This is a genomic window from Bdellovibrio sp. HCB-162 (assembly GCF_047344985.1).
Taxonomy (GTDB): domain Bacteria; phylum Bdellovibrionota; class Bdellovibrionia; order Bdellovibrionales; family Bdellovibrionaceae; genus Bdellovibrio.
This window is the reverse complement of record NZ_CP178861.1, coordinates 3,560,455-3,581,053: the sequence shown is the minus strand read 5'-3', so window position 1 is coordinate 3,581,053 and position 20,599 is coordinate 3,560,455. Positions and strand designations below refer to the sequence as shown.

Genomic DNA, 20,599 nt, shown 5'->3' with positions numbered 1-20,599 from the left:
CAGAGGCTTTTTTTGAGATTTTACCATTAAAAACGGGAAACTTATTTCGCAGCAGGAGTCGCGAACATAGACGTCGCAAAGAAACTCTTGCGGAACGTGCTCCAGTTATTTGATTTCACAGCAGCCACTCGCCAGAAGTAGTGTTTGCCAGCTTCCAAACCAGTGACATCAAAAGAAGTTGTTTTGTGGTGGTATTCATTTGCGACAAGCCATTTGAAGTTTGGATCTGTTGCAACTTGAACGTGATATTCGTCAGCACCTGGAACTGCTTTCCATGTCAAAGCTGTTTTGTCGCCGGCCACTTCAGAGAAATAGGCTGGAGCAGACAATTCAGGTTTTGCAGGAACATCGTGTTTCTCTGGCTTCTCAGCCGGCTGTGGGAAAAGTGCGTTCATTTTTTCAGGTAGGTTTTCATGGCCACCGCCACCATGTCCTTCTTCAGCCAAAGAAGGTGAAGTCAAAGCAAGAGTCAAAGCGAACGCGAATAGAGATACGAGGATCTTCATGATAAATTCCTTTTGTAAACGATACGTAGAAAGTAAAATAAAATGGGATTGAAGAAAACCTTCTTGCGCTATTTGCTGGGGGGTGTTAGAAATCCCCTTCGGTTTTGCGGATGATCGCTCTAATAATGCTCTAACTTCCTGATATTAGAGAGGAAAGTCCGGACTCCATATGGCAGCGCAAGGGGTAACGCCCCTCGACGGTAACGTTAGGAACAGTGAAACAGAGAGAATGTCCAGGGCTATGAGCCAGATACCGGGAACGGGAGGGTCTGGGGAGCCGCTGGAGTGAAAACAGTCAAACTCTGCGCGGAGCAAGATCAAATAGGGAAGCACTAGTAGGACGGCCAGTCCGTAGCTTTCGGGTAAGATCGCTTGAGGGTGTCAGTAATGGCACTCCCAGAGGAATGATCATCCAAGATTATCGGGACAAATTATGGGACCTGGTGATTAGGACAGAATCCGGCTTACAGCAAAACCGTGATCCCGCCTTCCTTGCATGGTACTCTAAAGCCTATGGAAAAAATGGCTTGGGATATCGAATCAGAGTACTCGTCTTATAATTCACCTGAATACAAAGCAGAATTTGATGGAGAGTTCACACTTGTGAACTCTCTTGAAAAATTGGCGGAATCCATGAAGGTTGCTTTGCAGATCTCGAGCGAAGAGGGGCGTGATCCAGCGGATTCGCATGTTGAAGGTCTACAAAAGTTTCTTCTTGATAAAGAAACGGCAACGACAAACGCCTATAACATGATGACTTACGTTCATTCGGTTTTGTCTGTGGATTCTTCTGATCAAGGAGCCCAGGCGAAAGAATCAGAATTGACGAGTTTGACCTCTCGCCTTTGGCAAGTTTCTATTCCTGTTTCAAATTTTCTCACGCGCTGTTCAGATGGCTTTCTTGCGAAAGTGTTGGCGCATCCTGAATTAAAACCCTCTGAATTTTTGTGGAAGAACCAACGCGAACTCCGCATGACGTTGTTATCCGATGGCGAAGAAACTTTGCTGGAAGCAGTTTCAAATCCCGGAATGCGTGCGTGGGGAGACCTTTATACAAAACTCAGTGGTTCCATGCGCTGTCATTTGAAGTACAAGGATCGCACAGAAACCGTGGGTCTTGCTCAAGCCAGTGCCTTGATTCGCAATGTGGATGAAGAAACTCGCAAAGTCGCTTGGCAGAGTATTCAAAATGCCTGGACTGATCACAAAGAAACAGCTGCTGCGATTTTAAATTCTCTTGCGGGTTGGCGCCATGAAGTGAATAAAAAAAGATCCTACGCAAAGCCTGTGCATTTCTTAGACGGCGCTCTTCATAGCAGCCGCATTGAAAAAGAAACTTTAGAGGCGATGCTCACGGCTTGTTACGACAATCTATCTGAGACTCGTAAAGCCCCGCAGATCATGGCAAAGCTTATGGGTAAAAAACAATTAGATCCTTGGGATCTTTTGGCGCAAAGCCCGGTGTCTGGTGGAAAGAAAGAGCGCAGTTACGAAGAAGCTCTGACTTTGATTCAAGACTCCTTCAGTGCGATTGATCCGCAAATGGGTGAGTTCGTAAAAATGATGGCGGACAAGCGTTGGATTGAAGGACGTGTTCTTCCAAATAAACGCAATGGTGCTTACTGCACGGGATTTCCAAAGCGTCGCGAACCTCGTGTATTCATGACATACATGGGTTCCAACAGTGACGTTTCCACTTTGGCACATGAATTGGGTCACGCTTTTCATTCGTGGGTGATGAAAGATCTTCCGCGCTCGCAAACTCATTACCCCATGACGTTGGCAGAGACGGCGAGTATTTTTGCTGAAACAGTTTTACATGATGTTCTGATTGAGGAAGCCTCTAGCAAAGAAGAAAAAATCGAATTTGCCTGGGGAGAAATCGAAGGAGCGACAAGCTTCTTAATCAATATTCCTGCGCGCTTTGAGTTTGAAAAGAATTTTTATGAACAGCGTGAAAAAAGAAGCTTAAGTTCTGATGAACTGATCCGTCTGACGGATGAAGCTTGGACGAAGTGGTATGGTCCAACGTTGTCTGCGAATGACAAAATGTTCTGGGCGACCAAGCTGCACTTTGCGATGGCGGGAAGAAGTTTTTATAACTTCCCTTACACGTTCGGATATCTTTTCAGCATGAGTATCTATGCTCGCAAAAAAGAATTGGGCGGCGAATTTATGAAAAAGTACATCGACATTCTTCGCGACACAGGCCGAATGAAAGCGGAAGATTTAGTGAAGAAACATTTAGGTGAGGACATCCGCCGTCCTGAATTCTGGCAGAAATCCATTGATGTGATCAAAACGAAGATCAACGATTTCGAGAAGCTCGCGCTTTAATCGCGGCTTCTCGTAAAAGAAGTCTACTGCTTGCGCATAGCCGCTACTTTTTGGAAAGCAGGGCGATCTGCGTAAGCTTTCGCCCAACGCTGAATGTTTGCGTAAGAAGATGTATCGTAACCCAAGGCTGTCACGATATTGAGAACAGAAGCCACGTTCAAATCAGCCAAAGAAAATCTGTTGTTCACAAGATAGTTCTTTCCTTCAAGCCCTTTATCAAGAACCGTCAGCAATCGAGGCATCGCTTTTTTAGCGTCGTCAATCACTTGTTGATTTCTGTGTTCAGCAGGAACGAAGACTTGTTGAATAAGCCAGTTCACCGCTGGAACTTGGAATTCAGCCAAAGCCCAGAAGCTCCACTGCATCACATGTCCCTCTTCTTCAGGAGTTTGCGCCGCTAGAGGGCTTTTGTGTTTCTTCGCAAGATAGTTTGTGATCGCCATAGATTCCCAGATCACGAATTCGCCATCTACAAGAACGGGAACTTTGCCGTTGGGATTTAATTGCATGAACGCTTCTGATTTGTGCTCTTTGTTTCTCATATCCAAAGGCATGACTTCGTAATTAAGTCCCAGCTCTTCCAGCATCCAGTAACAACGACCCGCGCTTGACATCGGAGATCCATAAATTTTCAACATAACTAAAACCTTTCTTTAAGAGCTTGCGCTCGAATAAAACTTTAATGCGAATTTCCAAAATCTGTTTGATAAATAAATTAAAAGTCCCGAAAGCACCACCACCCAGGCAAAAAGCAAAAAGTTCGGCGGTTCAAGAAGCGCGCGGGCAGGAACACTGGCGATCACACCCACAGGTAATGCTGTCAGGATAAACCATTTAAACCACGGCACGTAAATCGAATCAGGTCGCATTCCTAAACGATAAATCTGATACCAAATAAACTGAAGATTTTCAGAACGCGCAAAGATGACCGCCGTTGACGCCATTACAAAGCGCATAGCGTAGAGAGCAATGAGTCCACACGGAATAAGAACGAGGAGCCACAAAAGGCGAAGCCACTCAAAGTCGGGCAGTTGCACAAGGCTGTAGATAAACCACGCCGTACCCAGCATCAGATTCCCGATCATCGCCGTTGAAGCTTTTTGCAAACTCAAAATAAACTGAGAGTTCACTGGTTTTGCAAGGAGCAAATCTAAATCTCCTTTGCGCACTTTTTCTGAAAACTGATCCAGATTTTCAGAGAGAATAATCATGTAAAGTCCATCAACAACAAACATGACGCCCAGGAAGACACGCATTTGTTCTAGATTCCAGTCACCAATTTTAGGAGTATGACGGAACAAAACTTCAAAGGTGATGATCTGGGCAAGATACCAAAAGATATCGGTCGCGATACGCGTAAGAAAATTCACGCGGTATTCAAGATCCGCAATGAAGCTTGTGCGGAAAAGAGCGAGATATAAAGAGAAATACTTTTTTAAAGTTTTCATCTTTACGCTCCTGTTCCCGTGTAAACGTTCACACCTTTGCGCCACATGTAAGCGCCGATCGCGTTTACGATGACGATCGCCACCGTGATTGAAATAAACGACTGCCAAATAGAATCAATTTCAAGTCGTCCTGTGAGGTAGCCCACAGGAACGTAAACTCCGGCACTGAATGGCAAAGCAATCACGAAAGATTTAAACGGTTCAGGCATTAAATCCAGAGGAAAAAGTTCCCCGGTGAAAAGCCACAACGCTAAATTCTTTGCCCCAGTGAGCGCATAGACTTTATTCAGATAAAAAGCCGATGAAGCAATAATGAAGCTGATCGAATGCACAAGAATCAGATAATAAAACTCCAGGGCAAAGGCCAAAGGCAGTCTTGCGTATTTTGTCGGAAGATCAAAGATACTGACGGCAATTAACGGGATCATCATCGACACAATCGTCGTGATAAATTTATATCCCATCAATTGCGAAAAATAATATTCATAAAAACTCATCGGGCGTACAAGAAGGCTGTTCACGCTGCCTGAATCAATTTCTTGAATCATGCGAAACTCATACATCCAGCTTGTGCAAATACGTGCAAAGAACGCGCCCCAAAGAGCGTAGGATAAATAATACTCGCGACCGAATCCCGCAATCTCACTTGTTGCAGCTCCCGCAAAGACGGCGACCCACAATAGAATTTCAATTCCCGTTGTGAGGGTCGGCTGCACAATTGCATCGACAAAATAATTTAGTCTGTATTCTAAATTGGAAACTATCGCGAGCTTAGCGAACGCGAGATTCCGTTTCCAAAAAACGGCGAATGACGTCTTCAAAATCAACCTCTTCGTTTTCAGCAAGTTCGCTATTCGATTTCGCAACAAATTCAGGAACGGTTCCCTGATAGACGATGTGTCCTTTGCTGATCAAAAGTAATTTGTCAGCAAGCTTGGCAATGTCGTCCATGTAGTGACTCGTGAGAATCACCGTGGGACCTTTTTCTTTCACGTAAGCATCTAGAAATTCCCGAATCGTTTCTTGTGCGACGATATCAAGACCGATCGTCGGTTCATCCAAGAATAGAACCTTCGGTTCATGCAAAAGGGCGCCGATGATTTCCATCTTCATTCGCTCACCCAAGCTTAAGCGGCGAAGCTGTGTGTGCAGAACATGTGAACATTGAAGCATCTCTGCCAAATGTTCGACACGTTTGCGTGCATAGCCAGGTTCAATATCGTAAATGCGCGCAAGCAAAGCGTAAGAATCCGCAGGAGAAATGTCCCACCACAATTGATTCTTTTGACCTAACAGAATACTGATCTGGCGAAGGAATTCGTTTTTTCTTTCAGAAGGTCTGTAGCCCAAAACTAAAGCTTCACCACTTGTCGGCGTGACCAGTCCTGAAAGCATTTTCAACAATGTTGTCTTGCCAGCGCCATTGGCGCCGACCAAACCTACGATTTGACCGGATTCGATTTGCAAAGTGGTTTTATCAACGGCCGTGCGGGAAATGTGCTTGCGATTGATAAAGCCGCGAAGAGAATTTAAAAAACCTTCGGGCTTTTGATATGTCTGATAGACGCGGGTAAGATCTTTGGTTTCGATTACGATCGCCATATTCAGGCGACTATAGACTAATTCCCAACAAAAGAGAACTCAGCGTAACGTTCTTCATCGCTAAAATAAGTTTGCGCGTCAGAAGAAACGTAACTTCCCTCAACGATGCGACCTTCTTTGCAACCCTTAAGAGATTCACGAGAACCGTCGAAATCACAGTCGCCTGTGTACCAAGCTTTTTCAGAGTACTGGATTTTATAGCCAACAAGTTCGTTGCCTTTATAGAAAGCCAAAACAGAATCCAAGCGAGTGCGGCCCGTAGCATGGTAATCACCCTCAAGAATCGTATCGCCCCAAACTTGCGCTTGCTCAACCGCGATCTTTTTTAGGACTTCTTTGGTTTCAACAGAAAGTTTATTGAATTTGTTTTTTTGATTGTAAACGACTTGTTCTGTGTAAGGAGCTTTGCAAGGTTCTTCTTTGCAGGCGTTTTCGTAGTGAGCTGCTTCTTCGTAGAATTTGTCGCCATTAGGACCCATTTGATCGGCAAATGAGATGGAGGCGGCAGAAATCCCGAAAAGCGCTAGCACAGCAATTTTTAAAGACATAATGACCTCCAATGAAGTCACTATGCGCTTAAAATGAGAAAAATTTTAATACATAGAGAAGAAGTTATTATACGAAAAATGAATCTTAAAAGGCTTTCTTCGAGAGGCCTTACAGAATGGAAAGCCTCTCTGTGCGAACAGAAATTTATTTCAGACGGAATTCGGCGGTCAGCGGTTTGTGGTCAGAGCTGTTGATGTTTCTATGCAGGTCTGTTCGAGTTGCTTCAAGGCCACGCACATAGATGTGATCGAGCTTCAGTTTGCGATCATCATTGGCAAATGAAAGCTTCTTCATCGCAAGTTTTCCTAAAATCTCATCCAAGTTTTGCAAGCGCTCGTTGTTCCACGAATTAAAGTCTCCCGCAAAAATCACTGGGCCATTGTGCTTCTTCAAAAAAGCCGCAACCTGTTCGATCTGTTCGCGGTTGAGTTTATTAGAGACAAAATTAAGTCCGTGAATGTTCGCAACCCACAAAGTCTCTGGCGAATTGGCTAAAGCATACTCAGCCACGATCACCATTTTCGGAGTTTTAAGCACAGGTTCGCGGCCGGGACTTCTTAAAAAATGAATCGAAAGAGGAATGATCGGAGATCCCGTCATAACGCCCGTAGGGTTGCGATCGTTATCGATGAAGCTTGTCGCAAAATCCCAGCAGAAGCCTTTTTGTCCCAACGCGATCGCCGGTACAAAATTGTCCATCATGGCTTCTTGAAGCAAGACAACATCAGACTTCGGCGTGAAGTATTCAAAATCGCGCGCCCACTCGGCTTTCGCTTCCGCTTTTTTGATATTCCAAATAAAGAGTTGAAAATTAGAAGGCAAAAATTCCGACTTACAAGCCCCGAAGTGATACATAACATCTTTATCATTCGGAATCTCAATTTTCGCCTGAGCACTAACACCCACGAACCCGACAAAAACCGCCAAGATCAATCCCTTGATCACGCTTCCCCCTTAAAAGAATCACACTTTTAGATTTTCTTTTCTAGAACTGTGAATTCTAGGTTTTTTACTTTGGGGATTCCAAAACGTTCGTCGCCGTAAGGGAAAGGTTTCTTTTCACCTGTGTTGCGGAAGCCGTGCTTTTCATACCAAGCAATCAACTCTGTACGTACTGAAATCACCGTCATAAAAATGGTAGTACAATCCCAGAATTGTGCAAGGGCTTCTGACTCTGCTAACAACATCTTGCCAATTCCCTGACTTTGCAAAGTCGGATCGACGGTTAACATTCCCAGATAACATTTCGCTCCCTGCTTTTCGAGGTGAACGCAGCCAAGCAAGTCCCCAGTATCATCGTCTTCGGCAATCAAAATAACAGAATCATCTTTGTTGATGATCTCACGGATTCCATCTTCATCAGCACGTTGACCATCCAAAAGATCCGCTTCTGTCGTCCAACCTTCTTTCGACGAATCTCCGCGATAAGCTGAGTTCACAAGTTCAACAAGGTCTTCAACGTGACTGTCATCAGCCTGAGTAAATTCGATATGCATAGGGGTCTCCGAAAAAAGGTGCCAGGGGATATTTTGCGTCTACAGCGCATCACTGGATGCCGCACCGTAGACGCAAAATATCCCCTGGCACCTTTTTAAGTCTTTTTGCAGTAGATGAAAAGTTCTTTTCCTTGGCGGCGTGGAATGGATTTTTGCCAGCGGCCCCAGAAGATCGGTTGGTAAGCGGATTTGAGGCGTTGGCGCAGTTCCCACTCGGTGCCTCCGTAAGGAGGGCCTTGGCGTTTTTCGAAGGTGAAGAAGACACCCATCAAATGGCCGCCGCTAACTAAAACGCGGTTCCAAGTTTTGACAAGGTCTTGGCGTTTTGCAGGGTTGATCGCGCAATAGCACGTGTGCTCGAACACAAGGTCGAAAGATTGATCAAAATCGCGAGGGAGTTTAAACAAATCGGTTTCGACGAATTTTAAATTTTCCAAATGGCCGTATTGTTTGCGCGCTTTTTCTAAAGCCAGCGGAGAAATATCCACCGCCGTGACAAAGTGACCGGCTTGCGCAAAAAACGCAGCATCGTGACCTTCACCGCAACCTAAAACCAGAACGCGAGAAGGCGATATTTTCAGACGAGGAAGCATGTCTTTCAACGCTTCCGCAGGTTCACCTAAATTCCAACCGGGATTTGGTTCTGTTTTGTAGATCTGACTCCAGTAAGTTTCTTTTTCAACGTCCTCGTTGTCTGGCCAGTAAGGAGGGATGTCGTAAGTTTTCCCTTGGAATTCAATGAACTCGTCGCCGAATTCGTCGAGCATGTTGAAAAAACTCGCCTGCGCTTTTCGTGACATCACGAAAGGAATTTTATTCGAAGTGTAGCCGTGGAAACGATCCCACTCATCCAAAGACAGAGATTCCAATGCAAAAGCAAAATGAACACCGTAAGGAAGAGAGATTTCCCACGAGCCGTCTTTGAAATGAATTTGTTGAGCGACGTAAGGTTCATCGAAGGCTTCGACAATCACCGGAGTTGTCCCGATGGTAGATAGAAGAGTTCCGCCTTCGTGAATTTTTAGATTTTGCAGAAGTTCCTGTCCCACAAGAGGATCTTGGATGCGAACCTCGCGGCTCAGTCCGTAACCCTCTTCATCAATTTGGATAAATTGAGTGGGAATTGGCATTTTACTTGTGAGGAGTTGCCGTTGGGGCAGGTGTCGGCGTTGCCGCCGGAGTTTGTTCTGGCGCCGGAGCTTCTTCGCCCGGAGTGAGTGTCGAACCCTCAGTGAAAACCACGATGTCATTTGTTGTTTTCACAGATTGAAGAGTCCATTTATCAACAGCGGAATCCTCGGAAGGTTCACGGTGCAAAAGCGCTTCGCCTTCGATCACTTGCTCAAGAGCTTCGCCGCCCTCGGAAGTGTCGATGAATTTGTAAGCAAAAACGGCGCGAACTTTGTTCTCACCTAAAGATTCTGTCCACAAACGAGTGATAGTTAACTCTTTTGCGTTTGGTTTTTTCACAGACAAAGTATTTTTGATCAATTCCGCCAATTTAGCCTGAATGCCGGAGTGCGTCTCAAATCCCACAGCATCTGTAGTGTGAATCACGTTCCAAGTCCAAACAAGCGCTGCAATGAACACAACGAGGCTAACAATTTTCTTCATTCCTAGAGTCCTCTCTCTATTTACTCAGTGTGATAAAACTGACATCCTTATCCGACCATGATATTCCGTTTTTTTCAACACCCGTGCAGAGAGGATATCTCATGAACCAACAATGGCTGACAATCTTAATGTCAAAGGGGATTGAGCTGGAGCAAAACTTGCGTCAGCAATTGCAGACTGCCAAAGAAGGACTCAAGTCTCAGCTTGAAGATCGTGGCATTCGTTTGAGTGCTGCGGATTTGGCCGCTCTTTTGGAGGAAGTTTCACCTAAAGCTTCGCATGCTGCCTTGAGTTATGCTCTTGATATCGTAAGACCTTTTTCAGCAGGCATGGGTTTGAGAATTTCTCGTCTCTCAGACACACAGGTGGAGATGGTGATCCCTTCTCGCACACGCAATTTCACGGAAACAAATCACATGCACGAAGGGGCGATCACAACGGCGGCGATTGAAGCAGCGAAACTGTTGTGGATGCGCCACGCTCCGATTGGAAATTTTGAAATCACCGTGACTCGTTTAGAGTCTGAATTTTTTAAAGAGCAAAGCGAAGACTGCCGCGTGCGCATGGAATTGCCAGAGACAACTCGCGAAGTTGTTTTAGCAGAACTGCGCGATCACCGCGAAGCCAAGGCAGAAGCTGAATTGAAAGTTTTCGACAGCAATGAACAAGCTGTCGCCGAACTTCGTTTGAATTTGAGTTTTAAACATACGCCAGCGCTGGCATAAGCGCGGCAGCGCTGAAGCAGTACAAGGGAATTATGGAAATTTTAGAGAGTCATTTAGATACAAACTCTGCGGATTTTAAGGTCAATCGCGATGCTATGCTGGGTATCGTGAACGAATGGCGCGAAAGAGTGAACCTCGTTAAACAAGGTGGCGGAGAAGACGCGACGAAAAAACACAAAGCGCGTGGCAAACTCACAGCACGTGAGCGCATCGAAGCTCTTGTTGACGGTGGAACAGCGTTTTTAGAGTTTTCAACCCTCGCTGCTTGGGACATGTATGAAGGCCAAGCTCCGGGTGCGGGTGTGATCACAGGTATTGGCGTGATTCACGGAACTGAGTGCGTGATTGTAGCGAATGATGCCACTGTTAAAGGCGGAACTTACTTCCCAATGACGGTGAAAAAACATTTGCGCGCGCAAGAGATCGCTTTTGAAAACGGTCTTCCTTGTATTTATCTTGTCGACTCGGGCGGTGCGTTCTTACCAATGCAAGCCGATGTCTTCCCGGATCGCGATCACTTCGGAAGAATTTTTTATAACCAAGCTCGTATGTCAGCAGCGAATATCCCGCAAATTTCTGTGGTGATGGGATCTTGCACGGCCGGTGGTGCTTACGTTCCAGCGATGAGTGATGAAAACGTCATCGTGAAAGACAATGGCACCATCTTCTTGGGTGGACCTCCTCTTGTAAGAGCGGCAACAGGCGAGATCGTTGATGCGCAAGAATTAGGTGGCGCACAAGTTCACTGCGAAACGAGTGGTGTAACAGATCATTTTGCCGAAGACGATGAACACGCCATTGAAATCACACGTTCCATTGTAGCGCACTTAAATCACAAACGTGCCGTGCAAATGAAAATGGCTCCTGTTGAGGAACCGTTGTTTGATGCCAAAGAACTTTACGGCATCATTCCTAAAGACAGTCGCGTTCCCTTTGATGTGCGTGAAGTGATTGCGCGTATCGTGGATGGTTCTAAGTTTCATGAGTTCAAAGCTCTTTACGGAAAAACGTTGGTCACGGGTTTTGCCCATATCTGGGGAATGCCGGTGGGAATTATCGCGAACAACGGCGTGTTGTTCAGCGAGAGCGCGCTGAAAGCCGCGCACTTCATTGAACTTTGCGAGCAGCGCGAAGTGCCTTTGATTTTCTTGCAAAACATCACAGGTTTCATGGTCGGTAAGAAATACGAAAATGAAGGTATTGCAAAACACGGAGCAAAAATGGTGATGGCCGTTTCCAATGCTCACGTGCCAAAGTTCACAGTCGTGATTGGTGGCTCTTACGGAGCCGGAAACTACGGCATGTGCGGAAGAGCGTACCAACCACGTCAATTGTGGATGTGGCCGAATGCCAAGATCAGCGTGATGGGTGGAGAGCAAGCGGCTAACGTATTGCTCACTGTGAAGCTTGATCAAATGGCTGCGAAAAAACAAACGATGACTGCTGAAGAACAAGCGGAGTTCAAACGTCCGACTCTTGAAAAATACGAGAAAGAAAGTTCTGCTTATTATTCGTCAGCTCGTCTTTGGGATGATGGAATTATTGATCCGGCAGACACACGTCGTGTGTTGGCACTTGGAATTTCAGCAAGCCTTAACAAGTCTTGGGGTGATAAAGCTCAAGGCGTCTTTAGGATGTAGTTATGTCATTTGTTGTCGTTGCAGAGATGAATCAAGTGGCCTATGTGAAACTCAATAGGCCTGAAGTTAGAAACGCCTTTAATCCTGAGATGATCGAGGAATTGACGAAAACATTCCGCGATCTCAATGCCCGCAAAGATTTGCGCGCGATTGTTTTACAAGGGGAAGGAAAAGCATTTTGCGCAGGAGCGGATCTCAATTGGATGAAAGAGATGGTGAACTTCTCTTTTGAACAAAACCGCGAGGACTCGCTCAAACTTTTTAATATGTTTGAAACAATGGCGAACTGCATGCTTCCGATCGTTGGCCAAATTCATGGCGCTGCTTTCGGTGGAGCTTTGGGTTTGTTGGCCATCTGTGATGAAGTGATCGCTGAGGAAGGAACACAGTTCTGTTTTAGCGAAGTGAAGTTGGGAATTGCGCCAGCCGTGATCAGTGCTTTCGTTAATCGTAAAGCCGTCGCTGGAAAAGTTCGCCCTTTGATGCTTTCAGGAGTTGTCTTCAATCCGCACATTGCTCAGCAAGCGGGACTTGTGACAGAAGTAGTTCCTGCGGGCGAAGGTCACACAGCCGTACAAAAAGTTTTGCATAACTATTTGCAATGCGGACCTGAAGCTGTTCGTGAAACAAAAAAACTTTTGAATGATTTGCCGTTTATGACATGGAGTCAGCAACGCGATAACACAACAATCTTGATTGCTGAACGTCGCGCAAGCGCCGAAGGACAAGAAGGTCTTAAATCTTTCTTAGAAAAACGTGAACCTAGTTGGAGACCTCAATAATGGGTAAGTTCTCTCGTATCGCCATCGCCAATCGTGGCGAAGTGGCCGTTCGTATCATCAAAGCCTGCGAAGAATTGGGCATTGAAACAGTTCTTTTGCATTCTGAGGCCGACATTGATACTCGCGCTTATAGAATGGCAACAAAAACCGTCTGCATCGGTCCAGCTCCCACAGCAGAAAGTTATTTGAATATTGAAGCAAATATCAACGGAGCTTTAGCTGGTGGCGCACAAGCGATTCACCCGGGCTTTGGTTTCTTATCTGAAAATGCTGATTTCGCGGAAGCAGTTGGTAAAGCAGGATTAACATTTATCGGTCCTTCTGCAGCATCGATTCGTTCTTTAGGTGATAAGGTTCACTGTAAGGATCTAGCAAAACAAGCAGGTCTTCCTTTGGTGCCGGGCTATCAAGGTGAAAACCAAGATGTCGCTCACCTGATCACACAAGCCGAGAAAATCGGGTACCCGGTGATTGTGAAAGCCGCTGCCGGTGGTGGTGGTCGCGGGATGAAGCTGATTAAATCTTCGGCGGAAGCCGGGGAATTGATTGAATCCGCTCAACGTGAAGCTCAGTCGGCGTTTGGTTCTCCGAAAGTTTTCTTAGAGAAATATTTGGATCGCGCAAAACACATTGAGTTCCAAGTTTTCGGAGATAGCACAGGCAATGTCGTTCATTTTTTTGATCGTGAATGCTCCGTGCAGCGTCGCCATCAAAAAATTATTGAAGAAGCAACTTCTCCATCATTGACGGATGACCTTCGTCGTCGCATGGGGGAAGCTGCTTGTGCCATTGCCACTCTTGGAAAATACAAAGGGGCGGGAACTGTTGAGTTCCTTTTGCAAGACGGCGAGTTTTACCTTCTTGAGGTGAACACGCGTTTGCAAGTTGAACATCCGGTGACAGAAGAAGTTCTTGGTGTGGATTTAGTAAAGATGCAAATCCTTACCGCGCAAGGCGAATACGTTCACGATCCAAAACAAATCCGCGTTCCAAAAGGGCATTCGATTGAGTGCCGTATCTATGCGGAAAATCCATTCTTGGGTGGTGTTCCTTCAACAGGTCTTTTGGGTGAAGTTCAATGGCCGGAAGGTCCTCGTCGCCGTTACGAATATGGTTTTGAAGCGGGCGACACTATTACGCCATACTACGATCCGATGATTGCAAAAGTGATTGTGTGGGATGAGTCTCGTCCTCGCGCAATTCAAAAAATGATCCGCGTTTTAAAAGACTCTGTAGTTTTTGGAGTGCACACGAATATTCCGTACTTAATTGAGATTCTTTCACACAAAGAATTCGTGATGGGCACAATGACGACACGATTTATTGAAACTTATTTCAGCGAACCGATCAAAGAGCCGGCACTTTCTGAAATCGATAAGAAAGTCGCAGAAGGAGCTTTGTTGCAACTTCGCGGTGGTGGAGAAACTGTCGCGGCTGCGACTTCGTCTCCATGGGCTTCTTACTGGAGAGGTATCTAAGATGGAAGTAACAGTACGTATCGATGGCGTCGACCATAAAGCTCATGCGCAATTGATCAAAGGCACTTTGTGGGTGCACCACAATGGACGTGTTTTCACTCTGGATGCAGGTTCTGGACGAAAGTCTCGAAAAAAAGCAGGTGCCGGTGGTTCTTCGGATCAAGTCATGGCGCCAATGCCAGGTAAAGTGACAAAGATTCTTTTAACTCCAGGTTCTGCTGTTCAAGCGGGACAAGCGGTTCTCGTGATGGAAGCCATGAAAATGGAGTATACTTTAAAGGCCGAGATCGCAGGAACGATCGACAGCGTGAATTGCACAGTGGGTGAACAAGTAGCTCTTGGAAAAGCCCTTGTGAGAATTAAGCCAGAAACCGATAAATAGGCACTATGAAAAAGTCAGTTGTTATTGTGGAAATGGGATTAAGAGATGGTCTTCAAAACGAGAAAGCCGTTTTGGATGCTGACACTCGTGTGGAATTTGCAAAACGACTGATCGAAGCTGGAACAAAACGCGTGGAAATCGGTGCGTTTGTTTCTCCGCAATGGGTTCCGCAAATGGCGGGTACTGCTGAAGTGGTAGAAAAAACTTTTGCACTCGTCAAAGCCGGACAGATTCCTAAAAAAACGGAATTCTCCGTTCTTGTGCCCAATGAGCGCGGTATGCAAGACGCCATTAAAAGTGGTGTCAAAGAAATCGCGATCTTTGCAGCTTGTTCGGAATCCTTCTCTTTAAAAAATATCAACTGCACGATTGATGAAAGCTTTAAGCGCTTTGAGCCGGTGATGGCTTTGGCGAAAAAGCATAAAATCAAAGTGCGCGGTTATCTTTCAACATGTTTTGGTTGCCCGTTTGAAGGAAAAGTTCCAGAAGCACGTGTGATCAAAATTGCCAAAAGAATGCATAAGCTTGGCGTCTATGAAATCTCTATTGGCGATACCATTGGTGTCGCAGATGTAGGCCAAGTGGAATCTCTTTTCAAGAAACTCAAAAAAGTTGTGCCTGTAAAAAAACTCGCAGGTCACTTTCACGATACCCGCGGGCAAGCTCTGGCGAATATTCTTGCCGCCTACAAAATGGGTGTGACGGTGTTCGATACAAGTCTTGGCGGCTTAGGCGGATGTCCTTATGCTCCGGGCGCCACAGGCAATGTGGCTACTGAAGACGTTGTATATATGTTCCACGGCATGGGAGTAAAAACAGGTTTAAATCTGGATAGACTCTTGGCAATTGATCCGTGGATGACAGAAAAAATTCAACATGCTTTGCCATCCAAAGTCGGCAAAGTCGGAAAATTAAAACCTCTCGGAAAAGTCACAAAGCCATAATTCTTGTCGGCTCTCAATCCTCTGAGGAATCCATTGAAAGGATTTTCTTGGAAGCGTAGGTTGGGAGTTTGGGAGGAACGTAAATGGAACCTTCCCGGGAAAGGTATCAGCAAGATCAAAGATACAAAACGATCTTTGATTCCGACATGATTGGTATTATCGCAAGCACCATGAATGGTTCAATTCTGGATGCGAACGATTATATTTTAAGAATGTTGGGTTACACTCGTCGTGATCTTGAACGTCATGAGCTGAATTGGATCAAACTCACGGCGCCAGAGGATGTCGAGATTAGCAAGGGCCATATCGACGAACTTCTTAGACACAAAACTATTGCCGGTTTTGAAAAAGAATATATTCACAAGGATGGTCACCGCGTTCCGGCGCTGGTTTCTTTGACTATGTTTAAAGACGGCACAGTGATCGCTCTGATTTTGGATATTTCCGCTCGAAAAAAAATCGAACGAGAGCTAGAGCAAGCCAATCTGCGTTTGGAAGAGCGTGTTTCACTGCGCACACAAGAGCTTCAGCAATCCCAAGCCTTCTTTGAGGCGATTTTTGAAAATATGCCGACGATGGTTTTTGTTAAAGACGTCAAAGACTTTCGTTTTGTTCGTTTTAATAAGGCCGGAGAAAAATTAATTGGAATTCCGGGAGCGCAAATGATCGGTAAAACCGATTACGATTTCTTTCCGAAAGAACAGGCCGATCGTTTTACTCAGAATGACCGCTATGTTGTCGAACAGTCGCGTGTCGTGGACATTCCGGAAGAGCCAATTCAAACGGCGCAAGGCTTACGGTATTTGCATACCAAAAAAATTCCGATCTTTGATAAAAAAGGAAAGCCAGAATATCTTCTTTGTGTTTCTGAAGACATCACAGAAAGAAAAGAAGCCGAAAAACAACAAATGGCCCTTTTGGAAGAGCAGTTGGCACGTGAAGCGGCGGAGGCTCGCGCCAAGCAGATGGGTTTTCTTTCTGAATTAAGCTACGTGCTAGCAGAATCTTTTGATCAAGAACGCATTCTAAAAAGTTTTAGTAGAGAAGTGATCGGCTTCATGGCTGATATTTGTATTGTCGACCTTTTAAATGAAGAAGGTTATGACGTTGCGATTACGGAAGTGACCTCGCACGATAATTTTGATGAAAAATATATTAAAGCTTGGCGTGAACGCCATCCACTGCGTTGGGACGCGGCTTTTGGGGCTGCCCAAGTTCTGCGCTCTGGAGAGTCAGAGCTTTACCGTCGTGTGGATATGGATTTGCATCTGACTGAAAGTTTTAGTACGGATGCCTCCTCTGAAGATCGACCTATATTTATAAGTTCGATGATTGTGACACCCATTAAAATCCGCGATCAAAAACCGTTTGGTTTCGTGACGTTTTTGCTTAAGAAAAAAGAATTTAATGAAATGGATTTATCTATTGCGGATGAAATTTCCAGCCGCTTGGCCATTGCGATTGAAAATTCAAGACTGTTTTATAAAGCGCAAGAAGCCAGCCGGGCGAAAAGTGCCTTTTTGGCCAACGTCAGTCACGAGATTCGTACGCCTCTGGGAGCGATGTTGGGTTTTACGGAAATGCTCAAAGAGGATGAATCTCTTAGTGAAGAGCAAAGGAATACTATTGAAACGATTCTGCGTAACGGCCAACAGCTCTTGCGCATCGTTGATGAAATTTTGGATATTTCAAAGGTCGAGTCCGAACGAATTCAGATTGAATATATTCCGTTTTCTTTGCCTGCTTTGCTAGATGATGTTGTGCATCTTTTAAAAGGACGCGCTGAAGAAAAAGGCATTGATCTGAAAGTGAAATATCAAAAACTTCCCGAGTTTATAATTTCAGATTCAACACGGCTTCGTCAGATTCTAATTAATGTCATCGGTAATGCCATCAAGTTTACGGACGAGGGTTATGTGGAGCTTGAAGCCCGATGCAATAAGAATTTACAGTTTCGGGTGACCGACACGGGAATTGGTATTTCTCCCGAACAAAGAGGTAATTTGTTTCAACCTTTCGCTCAAGCCGACAGTTCAACGACACGAAGATTTGGAGGAACGGGACTGGGTCTTTTTCTTTCGCGCAAGCTCGCGCGTCTTTTAGGTGGTGATGTAATCTTGGATAAAAGTGCTGCCGGGAAAGGAAGCAGCTTCTTGATTACGGTCGCCTATCAAAAAGCGGATCACGGTCGGGATCTTCCTGCGGTTCCAGAGGAAAATCATATGCGGCATAGCTTTAAGGCGATCAGCAGTGTGTTGATCGTCGATGATGCCTCTGACAACCGCGATTTATTTTCCCGATACTTAAAAAAGCTGGGCGTTGAAGAGAACGCTATTGAGATGGCCCAAAACGGAATTGAGGCTGTCGAAAAAGCCCGTAATAAGACTTATGATTTAATTTTAATGGATATTCAAATGCCGCAAATGGACGGCTTCCAGGCCCTTGAAGAGTTGAAAAAGAAAAACTACAAAGGTTATGTCGTAGCTCTTACGGCTCATGCCATGAAGGGTGATGAAGAAAAATGTTTGGCGGCGGGATTTGATGGCTATTTGCAAAAGCCCCTCTCGCGAGAGGCTTTAAGAGAAATTTTAATTAAAACCAGTACTCACCACCGATAACGCCGGAAAATCCTTCTGTGTAGAACGAATAAGTCTCTTGATAGCGGTAATCTAAAAGATTGTTCAGACGAGTGTAAGCCGTCAAGCCGTTACCTAACTCATAAGAATAAGAAGCGTTGGCAATCGCATAACCTGGAAGAGTCGTGAGCGTGGTGCTGCCATTGCGGTCCAGTCTTTCACCAGCACCGACAATTTCCAAGCTGCCTGTTTGCGGTCCCCAAGTCTGAATGTATTTAATGCTGCCATTCACAAGAGGACGGCGGATCAACCAGCGAGCGTTGTCGATATCGCGTGGTTCTTGATAACCATAAGTCATTAAAAGCGACGACGTGTCCGTTGGACGAAGTGTATACACGACTTCGGCACCACGAGTTTCTGATTTGTTGACGTTCGTGTATTTCAAAGAAGGATAACTTCCCTGAGTCACAATCAGATTTGAAAATTGCGACGTGAAGAGTGTGATCGACAGCTGTTGTCTTTCGCTCAACTGAATTTCTTGAGAAAGACTGTATTGAGTCGCTCTTTCTTCCTTCAGATCCGGATTTCCATAAGTGGAGTAAAGCTGAAACAACGAAGGAATTTTATATCCCGTCGAAACTTCCAATTTTGTTTTTTCAAACAAAGTTAAACCCAACTGATACGTGCTCACCGGATCTTGATCCGCCCAGTTCTCAACACGTCCTCCGGCAGAAACGACAAAGTTAGGAGCCAGTTGGTAATCCGCTTTAGCGAAAACACCGCGCTGTTCGGCAAAAGAATTTGATTTTTCCGCACCTGTATCGCGATACACGAAATCCTCAAAAATGTAGCTTAAGCCCGTCGTCAAAGTCAGCTTATCAGTTTTAATCGGTGTTAGATCTAAGCGGACTGTGCGCAGGTTGGCGCCATAGTCTTGATCTGTGAGCATAGGATTTTCTGGAGTCACAGGTTGATTGAAAGTGCGAAGGCTGTTTTGTGCACTCAAAGTCAGACGAGGAGACCAAGCATAATTATTGAACTTCAAGTTAGAAGACACACCTAGTTGTCGCGCATATTGTTCAAAGTTCGAGGTATCAACAATTTGATAACTCATACCTGATGTTGCGGAATAGTTGAGTTCCTGAATGTAGTTGGCCTTAAGATGTCCTTCAACGGCACCCTTCCAAGCGTAAGCGCCTTCCGCATTCCAGTTGTTGCGCGAATAAGTTTTAGATGAACCTAAAACTGGAGACTCCGCATCTTTCCATGAACCATGACCGCGAATAATCACTCCACTGTCGTCTGTGAGCATTTCAGTATGAGTTGCAGAAATATCGCGGGCATTTTGTGTTCCAAGCTCTCCTTGGATTCCGTTTTTTTCTTTAAGCTCTTGAGGAATAGTCTCGATTTTAATAACCCCGCTTAAAGCTTGGCCACCATACAGCACGGTTTGACTGCCCTTGATGATTTCAATGCGACGAACAGATTTGACGTCCAAAGAATTAAGATTGAATGTTCTTTGAATTGTTGAAGCATCATAGAAAGGAACACCGTCGACCAAAATTAGTAAATGACTTGAGTCTCCGCCACGGATGTAGATGGAGTTTGGTTGAAACGGTGTGTTGGTTACAGTGACATTGGCTTGACTCGCCAGAAGAGAAGTAATGTTGGGCGCGCGGGAATCTTTAATCGTCTTTTCATCAATCACGATGCGACTTGAAGTATTAAAGACCACATCTTCTACTACAGTCTCGAAAGAGGGCGGAGTTTCTTGAGCCCATGCCGGGCCGCTGATCAATAAGGAAAGCAATAAATAAACTTGTTTCACGATGAGTTCCCTTTGGTTAATTCACATCTAATTTAAATCGGTAGGTATAACGAATCTTAACTGCAACGGATTCAGATCCTTTTTGCGCAGGTTGAAATTCGAATTGCTTTAAAGCCTCAATGGCAGATTCATTCAATCCAAAGCCAGGACCACTGATCACCTTGACGTCACGAACTTTCCCCGAACGATCAATCAAAACATCCAGGACAACGGCACCGTCCACTCCGGCTTTTTTTGCTTCAGCGGGATAGGAGGCTTTCACTTCTTTCGCCACTTTTGGAAAACGCGTGACTTCACCCCAGCCTACAGGTGCGGAATCACCATTCTCAGAAGAATTTGTTCCTTCTATAGGTCTTTCATTGGTCGCTGTTTCGGAAACATTTTTACCATTCGAACCAGCGGGCAAAGATATCGAAGGTTTTTTCACCAATGAGGGGGCTTTTGCGGAGTTAGCACTGTTCGTCTGAGTGGCAGGAGTTGCCAACGTGAGATCCAGGATTTCTTCATGAAGAGAAGGCGGATTTTCGTGGTTGGAAAACCAAAGGTAGCTGCCAAGAGCAAGATGTAGAATGAGTGATACAACGATCCAAAGTGCGTATTTCAAAACCAAATAAACTTCCCACAAATCGCCGTAAGGATCAATCTTGGGGCCAAAAAATCCACCCGATTCGCAATACCCTTTCAGTGAGAGG

The 20,599-nt window shown here is 45.2% G+C and carries 20 protein-coding genes and 1 other RNA gene; 9 read left to right on the top strand and 12 right to left on the bottom strand.

Translation table 11 applies throughout. From position 1 onward, the window contains the following. Positions 1 to 41 precede the first annotated feature (41 nt). Positions 42 to 506: a fibronectin type III domain-containing protein gene (locus tag ACLSSO_RS17235; RefSeq protein WP_295905479.1), complete on the bottom strand. Its 465-nt coding sequence runs from the start codon at positions 504 to 506 to the stop codon at positions 42 to 44. 98 nt (positions 507 to 604) lie between these two features. Here ACLSSO_RS17235 and rnpB point away from each other — a divergent pair. Further along, positions 605 to 989, top strand: an RNA gene (gene rnpB, locus ACLSSO_RS17230) — RNase P RNA component class A. Between the two features lie 30 nt (positions 990 to 1,019). Beyond that, entirely contained in the window at positions 1,020 to 2,843 is a 1,824-nt protein-coding gene (locus ACLSSO_RS17225; RefSeq protein ID WP_413943545.1) for a M3 family oligoendopeptidase, read from the top strand. A gap of 23 nt (positions 2,844 to 2,866) precedes the next feature. Here the strand turns inward: ACLSSO_RS17225 and ACLSSO_RS17220 are convergent, their stop codons facing one another. The 9 genes from ACLSSO_RS17220 to ACLSSO_RS17180 form a co-directional block, all read right to left on the bottom strand. Beyond that, positions 2,867 to 3,481: a glutathione S-transferase family protein gene (locus ACLSSO_RS17220; RefSeq protein ID WP_413943544.1), complete on the bottom strand. Its 615-nt coding sequence runs from the start codon at positions 3,479 to 3,481 to the stop codon at positions 2,867 to 2,869. A gap of 15 nt (positions 3,482 to 3,496) precedes the next feature. Then, positions 3,497 to 4,291 carry an ABC transporter permease gene (locus ACLSSO_RS17215; protein ID WP_413943543.1) on the bottom strand — a complete coding sequence of 265 codons (795 nt, stop codon included), beginning with the start codon at positions 4,289 to 4,291 and terminating at the stop codon, positions 3,497 to 3,499. Between the two features lie 2 nt (positions 4,292 to 4,293). Continuing rightward, complete coding sequence (locus ACLSSO_RS17210; RefSeq protein ID WP_413943542.1) at positions 4,294 to 5,007, bottom strand: ABC transporter permease; 714 nt, start codon at positions 5,005 to 5,007, stop codon at positions 4,294 to 4,296. A gap of 55 nt (positions 5,008 to 5,062) precedes the next feature. Then, positions 5,063 to 5,893: an ABC transporter ATP-binding protein gene (locus tag ACLSSO_RS17205; RefSeq protein WP_295905489.1), complete on the bottom strand. Its 831-nt coding sequence runs from the start codon at positions 5,891 to 5,893 to the stop codon at positions 5,063 to 5,065. A gap of 17 nt (positions 5,894 to 5,910) precedes the next feature. Then, a complete protein-coding gene (locus ACLSSO_RS17200; protein WP_295905490.1) occupies positions 5,911 to 6,441 on the bottom strand; it encodes a hypothetical protein in 531 nt (176 codons plus the stop codon). A gap of 145 nt (positions 6,442 to 6,586) precedes the next feature. Beyond that, the gene (locus tag ACLSSO_RS17195) at positions 6,587 to 7,387 is read right to left on the bottom strand and encodes an endonuclease/exonuclease/phosphatase family protein (protein ID WP_295905491.1); all 801 of its coding nucleotides are present in this window, start codon (positions 7,385 to 7,387) and stop codon (positions 6,587 to 6,589) included. 26 nt (positions 7,388 to 7,413) lie between these two features. Further along, positions 7,414 to 7,938 carry a GNAT family N-acetyltransferase gene (locus ACLSSO_RS17190; RefSeq protein WP_295905493.1) on the bottom strand — a complete coding sequence of 175 codons (525 nt, stop codon included), beginning with the start codon at positions 7,936 to 7,938 and terminating at the stop codon, positions 7,414 to 7,416. 95 nt (positions 7,939 to 8,033) lie between these two features. Beyond that, positions 8,034 to 9,068 (bottom strand): class I SAM-dependent methyltransferase, encoded by a 1,035-nt coding sequence (locus ACLSSO_RS17185; RefSeq protein WP_413943540.1) that lies wholly within the window; start codon positions 9,066 to 9,068, stop codon positions 8,034 to 8,036. A gap of 1 nt (position 9,069) precedes the next feature. Then, a complete protein-coding gene (locus ACLSSO_RS17180) occupies positions 9,070 to 9,552 on the bottom strand; it encodes a hypothetical protein (RefSeq protein WP_413943538.1) in 483 nt (160 codons plus the stop codon). 101 nt (positions 9,553 to 9,653) lie between these two features. On the opposite strand from ACLSSO_RS17180, the gene ACLSSO_RS17175 reads away from it, so the two are divergent. From ACLSSO_RS17175 to ACLSSO_RS17145, 7 genes are all read left to right on the top strand, one after another. Further along, positions 9,654 to 10,277, top strand: coding sequence for a hypothetical protein (locus tag ACLSSO_RS17175; protein WP_413943536.1), 624 nt, complete (start codon positions 9,654 to 9,656; stop codon positions 10,275 to 10,277). 32 nt (positions 10,278 to 10,309) lie between these two features. Continuing rightward, positions 10,310 to 11,917, top strand: a complete 1,608-nt coding sequence (locus ACLSSO_RS17170; protein ID WP_413943534.1) for a carboxyl transferase domain-containing protein — start codon at positions 10,310 to 10,312, stop codon at positions 11,915 to 11,917. A gap of 2 nt (positions 11,918 to 11,919) precedes the next feature. After that, positions 11,920 to 12,699: an enoyl-CoA hydratase-related protein gene (locus tag ACLSSO_RS17165; protein WP_295906256.1), complete on the top strand. Its 780-nt coding sequence runs from the start codon at positions 11,920 to 11,922 to the stop codon at positions 12,697 to 12,699. Next, on the top strand, positions 12,699 to 14,177 hold the full coding sequence (locus ACLSSO_RS17160) for an acetyl/propionyl/methylcrotonyl-CoA carboxylase subunit alpha (RefSeq protein ID WP_413943533.1): 1,479 nt from the start codon (positions 12,699 to 12,701) through the stop codon (positions 14,175 to 14,177). The genes ACLSSO_RS17165 and ACLSSO_RS17160 overlap by 1 nt, the downstream gene beginning before the upstream one ends. A gap of 1 nt (position 14,178) precedes the next feature. Next, positions 14,179 to 14,559 carry an acetyl-CoA carboxylase biotin carboxyl carrier protein subunit gene (locus ACLSSO_RS17155; protein WP_295906249.1) on the top strand — a complete coding sequence of 127 codons (381 nt, stop codon included), beginning with the start codon at positions 14,179 to 14,181 and terminating at the stop codon, positions 14,557 to 14,559. 5 nt (positions 14,560 to 14,564) lie between these two features. Further along, the gene (locus tag ACLSSO_RS17150) at positions 14,565 to 15,503 is read left to right on the top strand and encodes a hydroxymethylglutaryl-CoA lyase (protein ID WP_295906250.1); all 939 of its coding nucleotides are present in this window, start codon (positions 14,565 to 14,567) and stop codon (positions 15,501 to 15,503) included. A gap of 83 nt (positions 15,504 to 15,586) precedes the next feature. Beyond that, positions 15,587 to 18,121 (top strand): PAS domain S-box protein, encoded by a 2,535-nt coding sequence (locus tag ACLSSO_RS17145; protein ID WP_413943531.1) that lies wholly within the window; start codon positions 15,587 to 15,589, stop codon positions 18,119 to 18,121. On the opposite strand, the gene ACLSSO_RS17140 is transcribed toward ACLSSO_RS17145, so the two are convergent. Continuing rightward, positions 18,096 to 19,907: a TonB-dependent receptor plug domain-containing protein gene (locus ACLSSO_RS17140; RefSeq protein ID WP_413943529.1), complete on the bottom strand. Its 1,812-nt coding sequence runs from the start codon at positions 19,905 to 19,907 to the stop codon at positions 18,096 to 18,098. The two genes, ACLSSO_RS17145 and ACLSSO_RS17140, sit on opposite strands and share 26 nt — an antisense overlap. Before the next feature lie 16 nt (positions 19,908 to 19,923). Further along, complete coding sequence (locus ACLSSO_RS17135) at positions 19,924 to 20,511, bottom strand: TonB family protein (protein WP_413943528.1); 588 nt, start codon at positions 20,509 to 20,511, stop codon at positions 19,924 to 19,926. Between the last annotated feature and the right edge of the window lie 88 nt (positions 20,512 to 20,599).

Coding starts and splice junctions, on each gene's coding strand:
- ACLSSO_RS17235 (WP_295905479.1), bottom strand. CDS start 506: ATGAAGATCCTCGTATCTCTATTCGCGTTCGCTTTGACTCTTGCTTTG.
- ACLSSO_RS17225 (WP_413943545.1), top strand. CDS start 1,020: ATGGAAAAAATGGCTTGGGATATCGAATCAGAGTACTCGTCTTATAAT.
- ACLSSO_RS17220 (WP_413943544.1), bottom strand. CDS start 3,481: ATGTTGAAAATTTATGGATCTCCGATGTCAAGCGCGGGTCGTTGTTAC.
- ACLSSO_RS17215 (WP_413943543.1), bottom strand. CDS start 4,291: ATGAAAACTTTAAAAAAGTATTTCTCTTTATATCTCGCTCTTTTCCGC.
- ACLSSO_RS17205 (WP_295905489.1), bottom strand. CDS start 5,893: ATGGCGATCGTAATCGAAACCAAAGATCTTACCCGCGTCTATCAGACA.
- ACLSSO_RS17200 (WP_295905490.1), bottom strand. CDS start 6,441: ATGTCTTTAAAAATTGCTGTGCTAGCGCTTTTCGGGATTTCTGCCGCC.
- ACLSSO_RS17190 (WP_295905493.1), bottom strand. CDS start 7,938: ATGCATATCGAATTTACTCAGGCTGATGACAGTCACGTTGAAGACCTT.
- ACLSSO_RS17185 (WP_413943540.1), bottom strand. CDS start 9,068: ATGCCAATTCCCACTCAATTTATCCAAATTGATGAAGAGGGTTACGGA.
- ACLSSO_RS17180 (WP_413943538.1), bottom strand. CDS start 9,552: ATGAAGAAAATTGTTAGCCTCGTTGTGTTCATTGCAGCGCTTGTTTGG.
- ACLSSO_RS17175 (WP_413943536.1), top strand. CDS start 9,654: ATGAACCAACAATGGCTGACAATCTTAATGTCAAAGGGGATTGAGCTG.
- ACLSSO_RS17170 (WP_413943534.1), top strand. CDS start 10,310: ATGGAAATTTTAGAGAGTCATTTAGATACAAACTCTGCGGATTTTAAG.
- ACLSSO_RS17165 (WP_295906256.1), top strand. CDS start 11,920: ATGTCATTTGTTGTCGTTGCAGAGATGAATCAAGTGGCCTATGTGAAA.
- ACLSSO_RS17160 (WP_413943533.1), top strand. CDS start 12,699: ATGGGTAAGTTCTCTCGTATCGCCATCGCCAATCGTGGCGAAGTGGCC.
- ACLSSO_RS17155 (WP_295906249.1), top strand. CDS start 14,179: ATGGAAGTAACAGTACGTATCGATGGCGTCGACCATAAAGCTCATGCG.
- ACLSSO_RS17150 (WP_295906250.1), top strand. CDS start 14,565: ATGAAAAAGTCAGTTGTTATTGTGGAAATGGGATTAAGAGATGGTCTT.
- ACLSSO_RS17145 (WP_413943531.1), top strand. CDS start 15,587: ATGGAACCTTCCCGGGAAAGGTATCAGCAAGATCAAAGATACAAAACG.